The sequence below is a fragment of the Pseudomonas sp. PS01300 genome (assembly GCF_029960155.1).
GTDB lineage: Bacteria > Pseudomonadota > Gammaproteobacteria > Pseudomonadales > Pseudomonadaceae > Aquipseudomonas > Aquipseudomonas palmensis.
Map to the genome: position 1 here is coordinate 78221 of NZ_JASCPN010000010.1, position 14492 is coordinate 92712.

A 14492-nucleotide genomic window follows, 5' to 3' on the forward strand; every position below is an offset into this window, starting at 1 on the left:
TCAAAAAACAACCAAGTACGGCACCTCAACCAAAAATATTCTTTCAGAAATAATTGTCTCGAGCCCGAGCCTGACGAATATATTTCTCGCGATCCTCCTTCACTTCCGCCAAACTCTTAACCGTACAGCTCCGCTTTTCGTAAATATAACCTTATTTAGCTGGCTGGGCGACAACCACCTCTTTAGCACTGATCACAGCCAGTTGAGTTCCTCGCGGTAGATCATTCATTGCGCAGTCCTCTGGCTGCAAAGGAAAAGCAGCATAAATCAATAATTCATGCTGCACCTCGCGCAGCCTGGGACCCGCACTTTCCAACAACAACGATGTTACGGAAATAGCCGTATAAATTAAGCCAACCAACAGCGTCATACCCACCCAGCTTTCTTCAAGGTATCGCTTATTAGGGCGAAACCGTACTGAGACATCTATGGCTTCAGGATGCCGATAAGGATTGCTATTGATACCTAGGGCGAACATTCCGAGTACGGCACCGAGCAGAATAGCTACAGATATCAACAGACTTACTCCCCAGTACCAAATATAGGCGAGCCAAGCCAAAGTCAAAATTTTCTGGCCTACTGGGAAATTGCTAGGACTTACACGAGTGTGGTGAAGAATGAAACCATCTGCTTCCGCGCTGGCCATAATACCTAACCCGAGCGTAATCACCGCTGCCAAAGCCGCTAGCCATCCCTTGTGCAGCCTATAGACCTCTACCAGTTTCAGTCGAACAACAGCCAAGCATAAAGAACTTAGGCTAAGCACTAACAAAAACCAACGCCCCACTACCTTTATGTCAAATCCTCGGTAGTGCAAAACTAGTAATCCGAGCACACTCAGTAGACATAAAGAAATGATCAGCGCCAGCCATTGCTGCACACCCCAGTAGCGCACACTGTAGTTAAGCTTCCACGGAAAGTGATGATTTTTTGTACGTACGAACAGAGGTCTATTGACAAGCCTCTGAAGAATATAGAAAAAAGCAGCAAACGACACATATATCAATAACCAGAACACCTTGACCTCTCTTACTGATTTGCTCATAGAGTCGCAAATCATGGGCTGTCCGTTCAGCCCCGATAGAGCTGCCCAAGCAGATGAATAACCTAAAACGACCGATCGACGATCATTTTAAGGGGTGCGGGAGGCTGATTCGGCTAGCACCGTGGCACCAGGTATCGAACTGGACTCAGCCATGAAATCCAATCCCTATCTTCCGATAATTGCTGTTTTTTTGACGTTCAACGCCAGTGCACAAGCCTTGCGTGAGCATTCGGACCTACAACTACTTCAGCAGCAGGTAATTGTCACACAGAAATTAGCCGAGCGCGCAGCCAGAGCTCAAAGTCATATCGACGAAAATAGATACCGCTTCAACTATCTGAGGTTCGATGCTGACCTCAAGCGTGTGCGCCAAGGCATCCACAACTACCTGGCGCCTTCCCGCGCGCAGCCAGCTGATCTGGTCGAGCTGAGCGGCGACTACCGTACCGAAGCGCTTCACTCGAGTCCCTCCAATGAGCATGACTGACGCCCAACTTAGCGCGTTCTCTGCCGTGGCCGGGTTTAACCCGCAGCTCAGTTCAGTGATGTGGCGCTCATCGGTGTTGGTGCTCGCGTTGCTCTGGTGCGCCTGGGCCCTGTGGACCGGCTACCGCGGCTGGGCGGCCGGCAACATCAACTTTGGGGCGCTCGGCGGCAGCACGCTGCGCCTAGCGCTCGCCCTTATCGTGCTGATGTTTTTCATGCTGTCGTAAATTGGAGGCCTTGCCATGAACCTCTCCCATCGTTACCAATGCCCGCTCACTCTGCTGCGGGGCACCTGCTTGCGAGCCCTGTTCAGCGGCTTGGTGCTGCTCAGTTCGGCGTTCGCCAGGGCCGACCTGCCGACCATGGAAGCCCCCTCCCGCGGCGAGGGTTCGGGGCTGATCGACACGATCAAGAACTACGCCTACGACGGCGGCATCCTGCTCGGCCTGCTGATCGCCACCCTCGCCTTCCTCGGCGTGGCCTGGCATTCGCTCACGGTCTATGCCGACGTGCAGAACCAGCGCAAGACCTGGAAGGACCTCGGCGCCGTGGTCGGCGTCGGCACGCTGCTGGTGGTGGTGATCCTGTGGTTCCTCACCAAAGCCGCGACGATTCTGTGAGGTCATCATGTCCCACATTCCAGCCACCCTGCCTGACGGCACGCTGACCTTCCTGCCGGAGCGCCTTAACCGTGACCCGGCCGTCCTGCGCGGCCTCACCAACGACGAGATGTGGGTCGCCCTGATCGTCGGTGCCGCGCTGGGCGTGATCCTCGGTGCACCGCTGGCGGTGGCCACCGTCTCCATCGCGACTCTCCCCACCTGCATGTTCGTGTGCATGGCGTTGGTGTTGCTCGGTGGCGGCAAGCTGCTCCGCCGGGCCAAGCGTGCCCGCCCCGAAACCTGGTTGTACCGGCGCCTGCAGTGGCACCTGGCGGTGCACTGGGACATCGGTACCCAGCAAATGATCCTGCATTCGGGGCCGTGGACCGTGCGCCGGACTCGCCGGACTCGCCGGCATAAGAGGGCCAACCCATGAGCCGCTTCCGCAACAAGGTGGACGCGCAGCAGGCGCATATTTTCAGTCTGCGCCTTGCCGTGGCAATTCTGGCGCTGCTGTGCTGCGGGCTGTGGTACGGCTGGCAGGCCGCGCCCTCCGAGCTCACCATTCACGTACCGCCTGATCTGCGGTCAGGCAGCACGCGCAAGTGGTGGGATGTACCGCCGGAAAACATCTACGCCTTCGCCCTGTACATCTTTGGCCAGCTCAACCGCTGGCCCACCGACGGTGAGGTCGATTACCACCGTGCCATCTTTGCTCTGCAGCCCTACCTGACGCCCGCGTGCAAGACATTTTTCGACGGTGACTTCGAATATCGCAAGGCCGCCGGCGAACTGCGTGGCCGGGTGCGCGGGGTGTATGAGGTACTGGGGCGTGGCTACAGCGACGACCCCGACCTCCGCGTAAAGCAGCTGGATAAGCACAGCTGGCTGGTCAAGCTCGACCTCAACGCCGACGAGTACTACGCCGCGGAGCCGGTGAAACGCGTGGTGGTGCGCTACCCGCTGCGGGTGGTGCGCTTCGACGTCGATCCCGAGCGCAACAAATGGGGCCTGGCCCTGGACTGCTACGAAGGCACACCCCAGAAGCTGACGCTGCCGGGAGGTGCGTGATGATGCGTGTCTTGATCCTGATTCTGGTGATGGCCACCGGCTGGTGCTCAGTCGCCAGTGCCGTCGAGGTCAAATACTGGGACCGCCTGCCGTTGGCCGTTCCGCTCACGGTGGGCCAAGAGCGGGTCCTGATGCTCGATGAAGACGTTCGCGTTGGACTGCCCAGTGCGATCGCCGGCAAACTGCGCGTGCAGTCGGTCGGCGGTACGATCTACCTGCGCGCCGCCGAAGCACTCCCCCCTACCCGGCTGCAACTGCAGTCGGTGAAGACGGGCGACATCATCCTGATCGATATCGAAGCGCTCGAGGGCAGCGAGTCACTGGAGCCGGTCAAGATCGTGGCCCAGGCCCAGGCACTGGACGCGGACACCGAAAAAGATGCAGCACCTGCGGCGACGCCGGTACCGGTGGTGCTCACCCGTTATGCCGCGCAGAACCTCTATGCGCCTCTGCGTACGGTGGCGCCATTGCCCGGTGTGCGGCGTGTGCCACTGAGCGACTCCGCCGCGCTCAGGACCTTGCTGCCGACCGAACGGGTTTCGATCCTGGCGCTTGCAGCGTGGCGGCTGGGCGATTACTGGGTAACGGCAGTAAAGATCGTGAATCGCGGGCCCGGCAAGGTCGCGCTGGACCCGCGTCACCTGCAGGCGACGCTGTACGCCGCGACGTTCCAGCATGCAGACCTTGGCCTCGCTGGCACACCTGAAGACACCACCGTTGCCTACCTCGTCACCCGCGGAAGCGACCTGAAGCACGCCATGCTGCTGCCCCCGCCAAAACCGGAGGCTGCCGATCATGAAAGCTAACAGCCTGCTGAAATGGTTGGTGCCCGGGGTCTTGTTGGGCATCGTGCTGATCATCGGCAAATCCTGGATGGCCTCGCCGGAACGCCAGACTCCGCACGATCCGGACAAGACCACACTCAGTGCGGAACAAGCCAAGGCCCTGGGCATCGCGGGCGACACCCCGCGCGACACCGTGGCCACTTTGATCGGCCAGGTCAAAGCGATGCGCAGTGAGATGCAGACGCTGAAGAAAGGCAACGATTCGCTACAAACCGAGAACAACCGGCTGCGCTCGCGCGAAGGCAATATCGACACGCGCATCCAGAGCACCTTGAGCAGCGTCACTCAACAGGTCACCGAGCAGCGCCAGCAGGCCAACGATGCCCGACAGAAGGCTGAGCAGCAGCACCGCGAAACCCAGGGCCTGCTGTCAAGGCTCAAGGACCAGCTCACCAGCAAGCCGGCCGCGAAGTCGGATGTCCCCGCAGGCTTTGGCCTTGAGCCAGGCGACGAGCAACAGTTTGCGGGAGCTCAGCAGCCGGCTGACGCGATGCAGTGGATCGAACCTTCGAATGCGCGCGCCGGCCAGGACGACGCCAGCAAAGCTGACGGTCCGCTGTCATCGCTGACGTCGACGTTCAAGGACCTGCACGGCCTGGACAACAACGCCATTGATCGTGGCCAGGACCGCTTGCGTGCCGTCGCCAAAGGCGAGCGTGACTTGGAGAATGCCCAGGACCGCGCCGAGGGCGCCAAGCCCGTTTACACCCTCCCTGAAAACTCGACACTGATTGGCTCGATCGCCATGACCGCACTGATTGGCCGGGTCCCGGTGGACGGCATGGTGAACGACCCGTATCCGTTCAAGGTGCTGGTGGGCCCGGACAACCTCACCGCCAACGGCATCGACTTGCCGGACGTGGTCGGCGCGGTCATGAGCGGCACCGCCGCCGGCGACTGGACGTTGTCCTGCGTGCGCGGCCAGGTCGAGTCGATCACCTTTGTCTTCAGCGACGGGACCGTCCGCACGGTGCCACAGCCGCAGAAGGTCGTCAGCCGCAATCGCAGCAGCGCCCAGACCTCGGACACCGAGAAGATCCGCGGCGGGCTGGGCTACATCTCCGATCCCTACGGCATTCCCTGCATCTCCGGGGAGCGCCGCTCCAACGCCCAGCAATACCTGGGCAGCCAGAGCCTGATCACGGCGGCCGGCGCCGGCTTCGCCGCGGCCCTGGGCAGCGAGCAGACCAACACCTCGTTCATCAACTCGGCCGGTGGCAGCCTGGGCTTAACCCAGAACAGCGGCAACAGTGCGCTGAACTCAGTTATCAGCGGTGGCATTGGCGATATCCGTGAGTGGATCAACAAGCTCTATGGCGAAGCCTTTGCCGCCATCTACGTGCCGCCCGGGGCCAAGGTGGCCCTGCACCTGGACCACGAGATCAGCATCGACTACGAGCCGAAAGGCCGGAGAGTGAACCATGAAAGCCCATCCGTTTCGGTACTGGATCTGGATTAGCCTGCTGCTCGCCCTGCACCTGAGCGGCTGCTCCACCAGCAAGGAGGAAATGCTGCCCCACGGCGATCAAACCATGCTGGACATCTGGAACGGCGGTGGCGCCGTCGGTTCCCAGCAGCAGTTGCAGGAAGCGCGTGGCGAATTGCGCCGTCCAGTACTCGACCCTGAGCGCCTGATAAGCGACCAAAGCGCTTACACGCGCACTGCCGCCAACGAGATCCGCGCCCAGTTTCCGCGCCTGCCCAACCCGGACCTGGTCATGTACGTGTACCCGCACCTGGCCGGTACCCAGCAGACCCCGGTGCCAGGCTACTCGACTGTGTTTCCGCTGTACGAGAAGGTCCAGTACGCGCTGCCCGGCGAACGCCTGGACGATCTGTGATGGCCGATGACGCACGTCGCGACCCGCCACGCTGGAAGCCCTGGCGCGCGGCACAGCGCCGGCGCGCGACGCTTGCCGACGAGGCCGCCCAGTATGCGCACAATCCCAGCTTTACCGATCACCTGCCTTGGGTCGAATACCTCGAGGATGAGCAGTGCTTTCTGCTCGATGACAACCGCTCAGTGGGCGCGGTGTTCGAACTGCAGCCAATCGGTACCGAGGGTCGTGAGCCCGAATGGTTGATGGCGGCCCGCGACGCCCTGGAAGATGCGCTGCAGGACAGCTTCGACGAACTGGACCAGGCGCCCTGGGTGATGCAGTTCTTCTGCCAGGACGACAGTGACTTTGCCCCCTACCTCGAACGCCTGGAGCGCTATATAGCGCCGAGGGCCCGCGGCACACCATTCACCCAAGCCTTCTTCACATCGATGCAGCGTCACCTCGACGCCATTGCTAAACCGGGTGGGCTGTTCGATGACCATGTCGTGTCCCACCTGCCGTGGCGCGGCAGCAATCGACGGATTCGCCTGGTGGTCTACCGCTGGCTCGGGGAGCAGGCCGATGATGATGGGCAGAGCCCGACTCAGCTGCTGAGCCGCACCTGCGACCGCCTGGTGGCCTCGCTGCAGGCCTGCGGGGTCAACCCTCGACGATTGACCGGCCGCGACTTCTACACCTGGATGCTGCCCTGGTTCAACCCGTCTCCAGCCCTCACCGGCGAATCCCCCGCAGCGTTCTATCGACGCGTGCCCTATCCGGAGACCGAAGACGGCGAGGATCTACCGCTGCCGTTCGACCACGATTTCGCGGAGCGACTGTTTTTCCAGGAGCCGCGCTCCGATAGCGAACAGGGCCTCTGGTACTTCGATCAACAGCCTCATGCGGTGATGGTGGTCGACAAGCTGCGTAGGCCGCCGCATATCGGCCAGCTGACCGGCGAAACGCGTAAAGGCGAGGCGTTGAACGCCTTGTTCGATCAATTACCCGAGCAGGCGGTGATGAGCCTGACCCTGGTGATCACGCCCCAGGATGTGCTCGAGGAGCAGCTCAACCGCCTGGCACGTAAAGCCATCGGCGAGAATCTCGCCTCCACCCAAACCCGCCAAGACGTGGAAGAAGCGCGCGCGTTGATTGGGCGCCAGCACAAGCTATACCGCGGTACCTTGGCGTTGTACCTCCGCGGTGCGGATGAACAACAGCTGCGCCAGCGCTCAATTCAGGCCGCCAACGTACTGCTCGGCGCCGGCCTGCAGCCGGTGCGCGAGGGCGACGAAGTGGCCGCCTGCAACAGCTACCTGCGCTGGCTGCCGATGGTCTACAATCCGGCACGAGACACGCGCAACTGGTACACCCGCCTGTTGTTCGCACAGCACATCGCCAACCTTCTGCCCCTCTGGGGCCGCAGCATCGGTACCGGCAATCCAGGCATCACCTTCTTCAACCGTGGGGGTGCACCCCTGTCGTTTGACCCGTTGTCACGTTTCGATCGTTCCATGAATGGCCACCTGCTGCTGTTCGGCCCGACCGGCGCTGGCAAGTCGGCCACCCTGGGGTCGATTCTGATGCAGGTCATGGCCGTGTACCGGCCGCGGCTGTTCATCGTCGAAGCGGGCAACTCCTTTGGCCTACAGGGTGACTACTTCGCCACGCTCGGCTTGTCCGTCAACAAGGTGCAACTTAAACCCGGCAGTGGCTTGAGCCTGGCACCGTTCGCCGATGCTCGACGCCTAATTGAGCACCCCGATCAGGTCGCCAGCCTGTCGACCGAAGACCTGGAGGAAACAGCGCCGGACAGTGATGAGCAGCGCGATGTGCTGGGCGAACTGGAGATCACCGCGCGGTTGATGATCACCGGTGGTGAAGCCAAGGAAGAGGCACGCCTGACCCGCGCGGACCGCAGCCTGATCCGCGAGTGCATCCTTGATGCCGCCCAGCACTGCGCAGCGACCGAACAACAGGTGCTGACGCGGCATGTCCGCGATGCCCTGCGCCAAGTCGCCAGCGACGCCCATTTGCCTGACAAACGCCGAGAGCGCGCCCAAGAGATGGGCGAGTCCATCGACCTGTTTTGCCAAGGGTTCGAGGGCGCCCTGTTTGACCGGCCCGGCACGCCCTGGCCAGAGAGCGATGTGACGATCGTCGACCTCGCCACGTACGCCCGTGAGGGTTACGAGGCGCAGATGTCGATCAGCTATATCAGCCTGATGAACACGGTAAACAACATCGCCGAGCGCGATCAGTACCTGGGGCGACCGATCATCATGGTCACCGACGAAGGCCACATCATCACCAAGAATCCGCTACTCGCCCCCTTTGTAGTCAAGGGCACGAAAATGTGGCGCAAGCTGGGTGCCTGGTTCTGGCTGGCCACACAGAACCTGGCCGACTTCCCCGACGCGGCACAGACCATGCTCAACATGATCGAATGGTGGATCTGCCTGAACATGCCGCCGGCGGAAATCGAGGAAATCGCCCGCTTCAAGAAACTCACGCCGGCGCAGAAGGCGCTGCTGCTCTCCGCGAGCAAGGCCTCGGGCAAGTACACCGAAGGCGTGGTCCTGTCGAAGAACCTGGAAACACTGTTCCGCGCAGTGCCGCCGAGCCTGTACCTCGCACTGGCCATGACCGAGCCCGAGGAAAAAGCCCAGCGCTGGCGATTGATGGAAGAACACCAGCAGTCCGAGCTGGAGGCCGCCCTGCAGGTCGCGGCGGAGATCGATCGCCTGCGCGGCATGTTGTGAGCGATACCGCCAGGACTGTTCGTAATCCCTAAGTCCAGCAAAAAAATCGACAAGAGTACATTTGTACTCTTTCGGTATTTTGCCTGACACGCTCTGCTAAATCAGCCCGCCAGACGAAATCGATAAACCCGGGCTCAGTTTGTCTTCCCTCCTCCAGTGCCGGATCCGGGATGCTGAAACTTGGCGCATGGATGCACACCGCTGCCACCTGCCGAGCGCTGCCCATGAACGTGACCGCCTCTACCGCCTGCAAATCACCGAAGCCTAGGAAGACCGGCCGAAGTCGTGCGCTCACTGCGGCGGTTCTGCTCATCGCCACCGAGCAGTGCCTGGCACTGACTACCCCGACCATCATCGCCTCCGTCACTTCTCTGCAGTGCCTGGAGTACCGGGTCGTCGGCATCTGCTACTGGCTGCTGTGCACGCCGTTCGGCTGCACGGTGCGCACCTCGCCGAAGATCCGGCATTTCATTCCCGAGCTGGTGGTGTCGAGTTACGCCGACACCGGCGCCAACCCCTGGAGCGAGATGTCGGCACTTTCGACACCGACACCAGCGTCACAAGGAGGTGGCAACCTGATCACGCCTTCGCTGCAGCGCGATAACCTGCCTCGGTTCAAGAATGTCGACGGCATCGGGCACCCCGGCGGGGCTGCCCTGACGGCCTTGGCGCAAACGTTCGGCTATGCGTGCCCAAGCGGTGCCGTGCCGTTTGCGCCCTACTACCTCAGTACCCTCGACCCGCTGGCGTGGCGCCAGGCCATTCCCGAATCCTTCTACCCGCAGGCACTGGTGCCGGGAATGCGCGAGATCGGCAACCAGGCACTCGGCGACAGGTGGGGTAGCGTCTACCCACGCCACGGATTTCTGGTGCAGCCCGACGACTTCAAGGCGGGTGCCGTAATGGCGCAGCGCGCCGGTGATTTCATCACGCGGGCTGGCCAGCCGCATGTCTACCTGCCGCTGCAGCCGATGCCCGCTCCCGGCTACTGGCCGCCGCAGCCGGTGATTGAGAACAACGTCAACAACCACCGCTGGCAATTGCTCACGCCGGTGATCCAAAGCACCTGCGCCATCTTCCCCAGCCCAACGATCCAGAGCGCCGACGGCGCCTATGCCTGGTCGCTGTGGCGGCCCTACCGCTGCTGCCAGCGCATGGGCCAGACCTTCCTGTTCAGCATCGATTTTGACGGAGGCCAATGATGAAGACCCTCTCGCTCGGTCTGCTGTGCTTCTTCGTCTATGCCGTGGGCCACGCCGCCGAGAACGGCTACCACCTTGGTGACCAGGCTCAGGTGCTGGACGACCGGGTGATGTACACCATCGGCGGCGGTTCAGCGGCAGGAGCGCCCTCCTCGCTCTACCGACCCAATGGCCTTGGCGTGGGCATGTCTTGGCGCGCCAACATGATGTGCGGAAACATGAACCTCTCGAACACCCTGCAGAACCAGCTCAATGGCGCCACCCAGGGCTTCCAGCAGATCATGGGCAACGTCATTCAGAACGCCACACAGGCGGTGATGTCGCTGCCGGCGATGATCATCCAGCGGGCCAATCCCGGACTGTATGAGCTGCTGAGCAATGGTGTTCTGCAGGGACGGATCGACTTCGACCGATCCAAGCTCACCTGCCAGGCAATGGCGGCGAAGATGGCCGACAAGGTCGACCAAGCCGGCTGGGGCTCGCTGGCGCAGAACCAGGAGATGCAGCACAACCTCGAGCAGTCCGGCGGTGATGCCGTGACGGCAGTGAAGGACACCGAATCCAATAACGGCAACAACGGCGTCAGTTGGGTCGGTGGGCAAAAAGCCGGTGGCAACGGCCAGCAACCCATCCGGGTAACGTCGGACGTGGTCAAGGCCGGCTACAACCTGCTGCACAACCGGGCGGTCGAGGATACCTCAGCACTGGGTTCGAGTTGCCAGAATGGCGCCATCTGCCAAGCCTGGTCGAGTCCCGAGGAGGCCTCCGAGTGGGCGACGCGTGTGCTCGGGGAAACCGAGGTGGAGACCTGCGACGACTGCGAGACGCTGCGGGTAACTGCCGGTACCGGCCTGTCGCCGCTGATCCAGGAAACCTACACGGAAAACCTGGAAGGTTTGCAACGTATGGTCTCAGGCGCCGACCAGCCTACACCGGAAAACCTGGGCAAGGTCTCTAGCCCGCTGTTGCAGGTCTCCCGCGGCGTCATTGAGGGGCTACGCGACGACCCCGACCAGAACTTGCTAGCACGACGCCTCGCCAGCGAGACCGCGCTCTCCAGTGTGATCTACAAAGCGATGCTGTTACAGCGCACGCTCTTCGCCGGCAGCCATGAACCCAACGTGGCTTCGGCGCAGCCCGCCACCAGCGCCCTCACCGGCAACGTGGAAACGCTGGAGCGCGAGATCCGCCTGCTGCAAACCGAGCTGCAGGTACGTCAGGCGCTGGCCACCAACACCGCCAGCCTGGTCCTCGATCGCCACGCCGGCGGTGCCGACGCCTCGCGTAGCATCGATCAGCGTGATCCGGAGCCGGACCGTTTGCGCCGGGCCGAACAGGAGAGGAGCACGCCATGATCTTGTTTTCGATGAGGTCCACGCTCGCACGTGTGCTGCTGATCCTCGGCGCCATGCTGGGCATGTTGCTGACTGCCTGGATGGCGCTGCATCTGTCCGTAACCCAGTTGAATTGGCTCGAGCCAGCGCGAGCGACAGCGCCGTACTTCGCATGCTGGCGCGCGCTCTTGTACACCCTGATGTTCGCCGGTTGGGCCGCAGCGTTGCGCAGACGACCCACGCCTGCAGATCAACAACGGCTGAAGTGCCTGGGATTGATCGGCTTCAGCTCGATCATCCTGGTCGAACTGTCTCGCGTGTGAGGTGCAGACATGAACATGAGCACCAACAGCTATCTCGAGTACTACCTGTCGCTGCTGGCCTGGATCATCAACAACGGCATCTGGAATACGCTGGCAGACACCGGGCTGTTCGCCGCGCCCTTCGGTGCAATCATCCTGCAGGAATGGCTGTCGGCCCGCCAACAGGGTGCCGACGAAGGCAACAAGGGGCTGTTGTCGATCCCTCGCGTCGAGAACCGGCTGTGGATGAGCTACGTGGTCATATTGTTTGGCTGCATGCCGTTCTTTCCGCTCAACCTCTCCTCCGTGAGCTTTGACGATGCGGCGAGCCAGCGCTGCGGGATTTCCATAACCAAACCTGCGGATACGGCCTGGGGCGCAACCTTCAACACCATCGGCGAGAAGTCAGCGAACGTCCCGGTGTGGTGGTTCCTGGTGCATGCCATGAGCAAGGGCATCACCGCCGCCGCAACCGCATCAATCCCCTGCGCACCCGATATCCGCGCAATGCGCATGGAGATCGACAGCTCTCGGATCAACGACCAAGTACTGCTGCAGGAGGTCGCCGACTTCACACGAGACTGCTACGGCTTTTCGCGCTCACGGCTCTTTACCAATCGGCCCGATTTGGACGAATCCCAGAGCTACGACGCGTCCTGGATTGGCTCGACCTTCCTGCTCAACACACCGGGTTACTACGATACCGATCGCTCGCGAATGCCCAGGGTCGATTGGCCGTACGACGAGACGAGAGACACCTCTCTGCCCCAGCTCGACAACGGTGCTGGTTATCCCACCTGCAAGCAGTGGTGGAGTGATGGCACCATCGGATTACGTGATCGCTTGGTGGCCGAGGTCGATCCATCGCTGATGTCGCAGTTGCGAGGCTGGCTGACCGGGCGCACTTCTACTGAGATTGAAGACGCCACCCTGCGCGCATTGGTGAGCCCACGGCAGCAATCTTTAAGCATGGCACCTGGACAGGTATTCCAAGACTACGGCAGCAGCGCACGGGGCGGCTCGCTGACACAAGGGCTCAACAATTTGGCCACCAACACCGGTCTGGCCCTGGGCTCGTTCAGCAATTTCCCGGCCATGAATGCGCTGCGAACTGCCTTGCCGATGGTTCAGGCCTTCCTGATCATGGGCACGATCATCAGCTTGCCACTGGTGCTACTGATCAGCACCTACCAGTTGAAAGCGCTCATGACGATCACGTTTGCGCTGTTCACCCTACATATGCTCACGTTCTGGTGGGAGCTTGCGCGCTGGATAGATTCGAGCATGCTGGAAACGCTATACAACCAGGTCTCGGCCACAGACCAGGCACTGTTGTCGTTGCCGACAGCAGGATTCATGGACGGGACGGTTACCGCACAGGTGATCGAGTACGTAATGGGCGCTATGTTCGTGGTGCTGCCGATGTTTTTCCTGGGCGCGATGAGCTGGGCTGGTTACAACGTCGGCAGCAACGTTCAAAGCTTGCTTACTCAGGGCGCGGAAAGCGCCAAACTTCAAGCTGGGAAAGGATCATCTCAAGTTGTCGGGGGTATTCAAAAGCTCAAGTAAAAATCAGCGTAGTGATCCGTGATCGTCATACATCTCAGGATACTTGAAACGATGGCGAGGGTGACTCACTTCGAAAATATCAGGCTCATTATCTGGTGCAGTTATTGGCAATGATGCGATTGTCCAAAGCGCAAGCATCCCAAGCGCTAAGAAAAGCGCAACTGACGCAACCGCAAGCAAGATGAGCAATTTGAAAATCTGCAAGCCAAATTGCCGATACTTGAAGGGCACTGAAGCTAATGCACAGGAGTTCAGCACCGTCGTTTCGAATCGCTTGACCATCCGGCCAGCACCAACCGCAGCGTGTATGCAATGCTTGCCGATGCTGGTCCGACTGGAGGTTGAAGAAGCCGTGGTCGACATTTGATTGGCTCCTTTCCCGTCATTTCGCTCGCGACCATTTGGTTACAGCCAACTTGGATCCAAGCTTTAGCTTACTCTTCTGCCGCTGATTTCCATGACCGTTGATCACCTGGGCGTCGCGAATTATCACCGGTGGCGCTCAGCGGACTGGTTCGCTCGACCCGTGCGAAAAACACCATTGACGCTATGTCGGTTGGCTTGTTAAACCAATTGTGCAATCGCTGGTTTTCCAGCATCCCAGGTAGCCATAACCTTTGAGGCTACGTCACACACGTGATGGTTATCCCCAAATGCGATTCGCGTTCGGCAGCTCGCATGGTCACCGTTCCCCGGTGATGAACGCCTTCCAATCCCCGTAGCTCTCTGAGCCCGCGTCTTCGACGCATCTAACCCAATCCATTCCAGTGCTGGGAATTCTCCCGCTTGGGTGGCATTCCTCCGCACCTTCTGGAGGATCTCATCATGCTGCGTTTCACAGGCACTGAACTACACGCCGTGTTAGCAGAGGCCGGTATCAACGGTTGCAGAGTGATATTGGTCAAAGACCACGGCGTCTACCTCATGTCAGAGGTTGGCGAAAGCAAGTCGGATGGAGGTGGGCGCAAACGCGTGGCCTACGCCACCGGTTGCAACCCTACCGTCGACGACTTCGACACCTGGTGGAATCGCGCCCGCGATGAATTTGGTGGCGATGATTTTGCCGAGTACTTTGACATCAATGATCCCGTTCTCGCCAGCCTTCGCGGCACTGCAGGATCGCTGGTGGTGGAGGCCACCTCCACCCACCTTTACCTGGCCGCCGAAGTTGATCCTGCGGGAAAAGCTTGAACGTAAAAGCGAGCACTTCGCGCTTCCCGAGGGGCACCTAGCGGGCCTTTCGGGAGGCACTACACACTACGTTCAAACTGAGTGGAGATCGCCGCTGGTCAGGAATCCGAGACCGATAGTCTTCCTTGGAACGCCCTGGATAGACTCGTTCAAACGAGGTCAGGATCGGAGATTGACCCAACGTTTAGGTGCGTTTTAATGGACGGACGCGCCCTGCTCAGCGGGTTGATCAGATCGGGCAAATCCACACCAAACCTCAGAAA

At 60.7% G+C, this 14492-nt stretch carries 16 protein-coding genes; 14 read left to right on the forward strand and 2 right to left on the reverse strand.

Translation table 11 applies throughout. The features are described 5' to 3' along the window. Positions 1-151: 151 nt before the first annotated feature. Positions 152-1045 carry a hypothetical protein gene (locus tag QMX96_RS08305; protein WP_282361589.1) on the reverse strand — a complete coding sequence of 298 codons (894 nt, stop codon included), beginning with the start codon at positions 1043-1045 and terminating at the stop codon, positions 152-154. Between the two features lie 151 nt (positions 1046-1196). Here QMX96_RS08305 and QMX96_RS08310 point away from each other — a divergent pair, with 151 nt between their 5' ends. The 13 genes from QMX96_RS08310 to QMX96_RS08370 all read left to right on the forward strand — a co-directional run bounded on the left by QMX96_RS08310 (position 1197) and on the right by QMX96_RS08370 (position 13038). After that, positions 1197-1532 carry an RAQPRD family integrative conjugative element protein gene (locus tag QMX96_RS08310; RefSeq protein WP_282361590.1) on the forward strand — a complete coding sequence of 112 codons (336 nt, stop codon included), beginning with the start codon at positions 1197-1199 and terminating at the stop codon, positions 1530-1532. Next, complete coding sequence (locus QMX96_RS08315) at positions 1519-1758, forward strand: TIGR03758 family integrating conjugative element protein (protein ID WP_282361591.1); 240 nt, start codon at positions 1519-1521, stop codon at positions 1756-1758. Before QMX96_RS08310 ends, QMX96_RS08315 begins: the two co-directional genes overlap by 14 nt. A 15-nt stretch (positions 1759-1773) precedes the next feature. Beyond that, positions 1774-2151 carry a TIGR03745 family integrating conjugative element membrane protein gene (locus tag QMX96_RS08320; protein WP_282361592.1) on the forward strand — a complete coding sequence of 126 codons (378 nt, stop codon included), beginning with the start codon at positions 1774-1776 and terminating at the stop codon, positions 2149-2151. Positions 2152-2158: 7 nt separating this feature from the next. Then, positions 2159-2569 (forward strand): TIGR03750 family conjugal transfer protein, encoded by a 411-nt coding sequence (locus tag QMX96_RS08325; protein WP_282361593.1) that lies wholly within the window; start codon positions 2159-2161, stop codon positions 2567-2569. Then, complete coding sequence (locus tag QMX96_RS08330; RefSeq protein WP_186556101.1) at positions 2566-3204, forward strand: PFL_4703 family integrating conjugative element protein; 639 nt, start codon at positions 2566-2568, stop codon at positions 3202-3204. The genes QMX96_RS08325 and QMX96_RS08330 overlap by 4 nt, the downstream gene beginning before the upstream one ends. After that, positions 3204-4010: a TIGR03749 family integrating conjugative element protein gene (locus tag QMX96_RS08335; RefSeq protein WP_282361594.1), complete on the forward strand. Its 807-nt coding sequence runs from the start codon at positions 3204-3206 to the stop codon at positions 4008-4010. Before QMX96_RS08330 ends, QMX96_RS08335 begins: the two co-directional genes overlap by 1 nt. Next, the gene (locus QMX96_RS08340) at positions 4000-5508 is read left to right on the forward strand and encodes a TIGR03752 family integrating conjugative element protein (protein ID WP_282361595.1); all 1509 of its coding nucleotides are present in this window, start codon (positions 4000-4002) and stop codon (positions 5506-5508) included. Before QMX96_RS08335 ends, QMX96_RS08340 begins: the two co-directional genes overlap by 11 nt. Next, a complete protein-coding gene (locus QMX96_RS08345; RefSeq protein WP_279854366.1) occupies positions 5471-5890 on the forward strand; it encodes a TIGR03751 family conjugal transfer lipoprotein in 420 nt (139 codons plus the stop codon). Before QMX96_RS08340 ends, QMX96_RS08345 begins: the two co-directional genes overlap by 38 nt. Continuing rightward, a complete protein-coding gene (locus QMX96_RS08350; protein ID WP_282361596.1) occupies positions 5890-8631 on the forward strand; it encodes a conjugative transfer ATPase in 2742 nt (913 codons plus the stop codon). Before QMX96_RS08345 ends, QMX96_RS08350 begins: the two co-directional genes overlap by 1 nt. 224 nt (positions 8632-8855) lie before the next feature. Beyond that, a complete protein-coding gene (locus QMX96_RS08355) occupies positions 8856-9833 on the forward strand; it encodes a TIGR03756 family integrating conjugative element protein (protein WP_282361597.1) in 978 nt (325 codons plus the stop codon). Then, positions 9833-11188: an integrating conjugative element protein gene (locus QMX96_RS08360; RefSeq protein WP_282361598.1), complete on the forward strand. Its 1356-nt coding sequence runs from the start codon at positions 9833-9835 to the stop codon at positions 11186-11188. Before QMX96_RS08355 ends, QMX96_RS08360 begins: the two co-directional genes overlap by 1 nt. After that, complete coding sequence (locus QMX96_RS08365; RefSeq protein WP_282361599.1) at positions 11185-11490, forward strand: hypothetical protein; 306 nt, start codon at positions 11185-11187, stop codon at positions 11488-11490. Before QMX96_RS08360 ends, QMX96_RS08365 begins: the two co-directional genes overlap by 4 nt. A 9-nt stretch (positions 11491-11499) precedes the next feature. Beyond that, positions 11500-13038: a conjugal transfer protein TraG N-terminal domain-containing protein gene (locus QMX96_RS08370; RefSeq protein ID WP_282361600.1), complete on the forward strand. Its 1539-nt coding sequence runs from the start codon at positions 11500-11502 to the stop codon at positions 13036-13038. Positions 13039-13041: 3 nt separating this feature from the next. Here QMX96_RS08370 and QMX96_RS08375 read toward each other — a convergent pair whose 3' ends face one another. Further along, positions 13042-13401 (reverse strand): hypothetical protein, encoded by a 360-nt coding sequence (locus tag QMX96_RS08375; protein ID WP_282361601.1) that lies wholly within the window; start codon positions 13399-13401, stop codon positions 13042-13044. 462 nt (positions 13402-13863) lie between these two features. Here QMX96_RS08375 and QMX96_RS08380 point away from each other — a divergent pair, with 462 nt between their 5' ends. Further along, the gene (locus tag QMX96_RS08380) at positions 13864-14229 is read left to right on the forward strand and encodes a DUF3085 domain-containing protein (protein WP_282361602.1); all 366 of its coding nucleotides are present in this window, start codon (positions 13864-13866) and stop codon (positions 14227-14229) included. The last annotated feature ends 263 nt before the right edge of the window (positions 14230-14492 follow it).

What these genes read in the sequence shown, in the direction of transcription:
- QMX96_RS08305 (WP_282361589.1), bottom strand. Translation starts at nt 1,045, where the DNA reads ATGAGCAAATCAGTAAGAGAGGTCAAGGTGTTCTGGTTATTGATATAT.
- QMX96_RS08310 (WP_282361590.1), top strand. Translation starts at nt 1,197, where the DNA reads ATGAAATCCAATCCCTATCTTCCGATAATTGCTGTTTTTTTGACGTTC.
- QMX96_RS08315 (WP_282361591.1), top strand. Translation starts at nt 1,519, where the DNA reads ATGAGCATGACTGACGCCCAACTTAGCGCGTTCTCTGCCGTGGCCGGG.
- QMX96_RS08320 (WP_282361592.1), top strand. Translation starts at nt 1,774, where the DNA reads ATGAACCTCTCCCATCGTTACCAATGCCCGCTCACTCTGCTGCGGGGC.
- QMX96_RS08325 (WP_282361593.1), top strand. Translation starts at nt 2,159, where the DNA reads ATGTCCCACATTCCAGCCACCCTGCCTGACGGCACGCTGACCTTCCTG.
- QMX96_RS08330 (WP_186556101.1), top strand. Translation starts at nt 2,566, where the DNA reads ATGAGCCGCTTCCGCAACAAGGTGGACGCGCAGCAGGCGCATATTTTC.
- QMX96_RS08335 (WP_282361594.1), top strand. Translation starts at nt 3,204, where the DNA reads ATGATGCGTGTCTTGATCCTGATTCTGGTGATGGCCACCGGCTGGTGC.
- QMX96_RS08340 (WP_282361595.1), top strand. Translation starts at nt 4,000, where the DNA reads ATGAAAGCTAACAGCCTGCTGAAATGGTTGGTGCCCGGGGTCTTGTTG.
- QMX96_RS08345 (WP_279854366.1), top strand. Translation starts at nt 5,471, where the DNA reads ATGAAAGCCCATCCGTTTCGGTACTGGATCTGGATTAGCCTGCTGCTC.
- QMX96_RS08350 (WP_282361596.1), top strand. Translation starts at nt 5,890, where the DNA reads ATGGCCGATGACGCACGTCGCGACCCGCCACGCTGGAAGCCCTGGCGC.
- QMX96_RS08355 (WP_282361597.1), top strand. Translation starts at nt 8,856, where the DNA reads ATGAACGTGACCGCCTCTACCGCCTGCAAATCACCGAAGCCTAGGAAG.
- QMX96_RS08360 (WP_282361598.1), top strand. Translation starts at nt 9,833, where the DNA reads ATGAAGACCCTCTCGCTCGGTCTGCTGTGCTTCTTCGTCTATGCCGTG.
- QMX96_RS08365 (WP_282361599.1), top strand. Translation starts at nt 11,185, where the DNA reads ATGATCTTGTTTTCGATGAGGTCCACGCTCGCACGTGTGCTGCTGATC.
- QMX96_RS08370 (WP_282361600.1), top strand. Translation starts at nt 11,500, where the DNA reads ATGAACATGAGCACCAACAGCTATCTCGAGTACTACCTGTCGCTGCTG.
- QMX96_RS08375 (WP_282361601.1), bottom strand. Translation starts at nt 13,401, where the DNA reads ATGTCGACCACGGCTTCTTCAACCTCCAGTCGGACCAGCATCGGCAAG.
- QMX96_RS08380 (WP_282361602.1), top strand. Translation starts at nt 13,864, where the DNA reads ATGCTGCGTTTCACAGGCACTGAACTACACGCCGTGTTAGCAGAGGCC.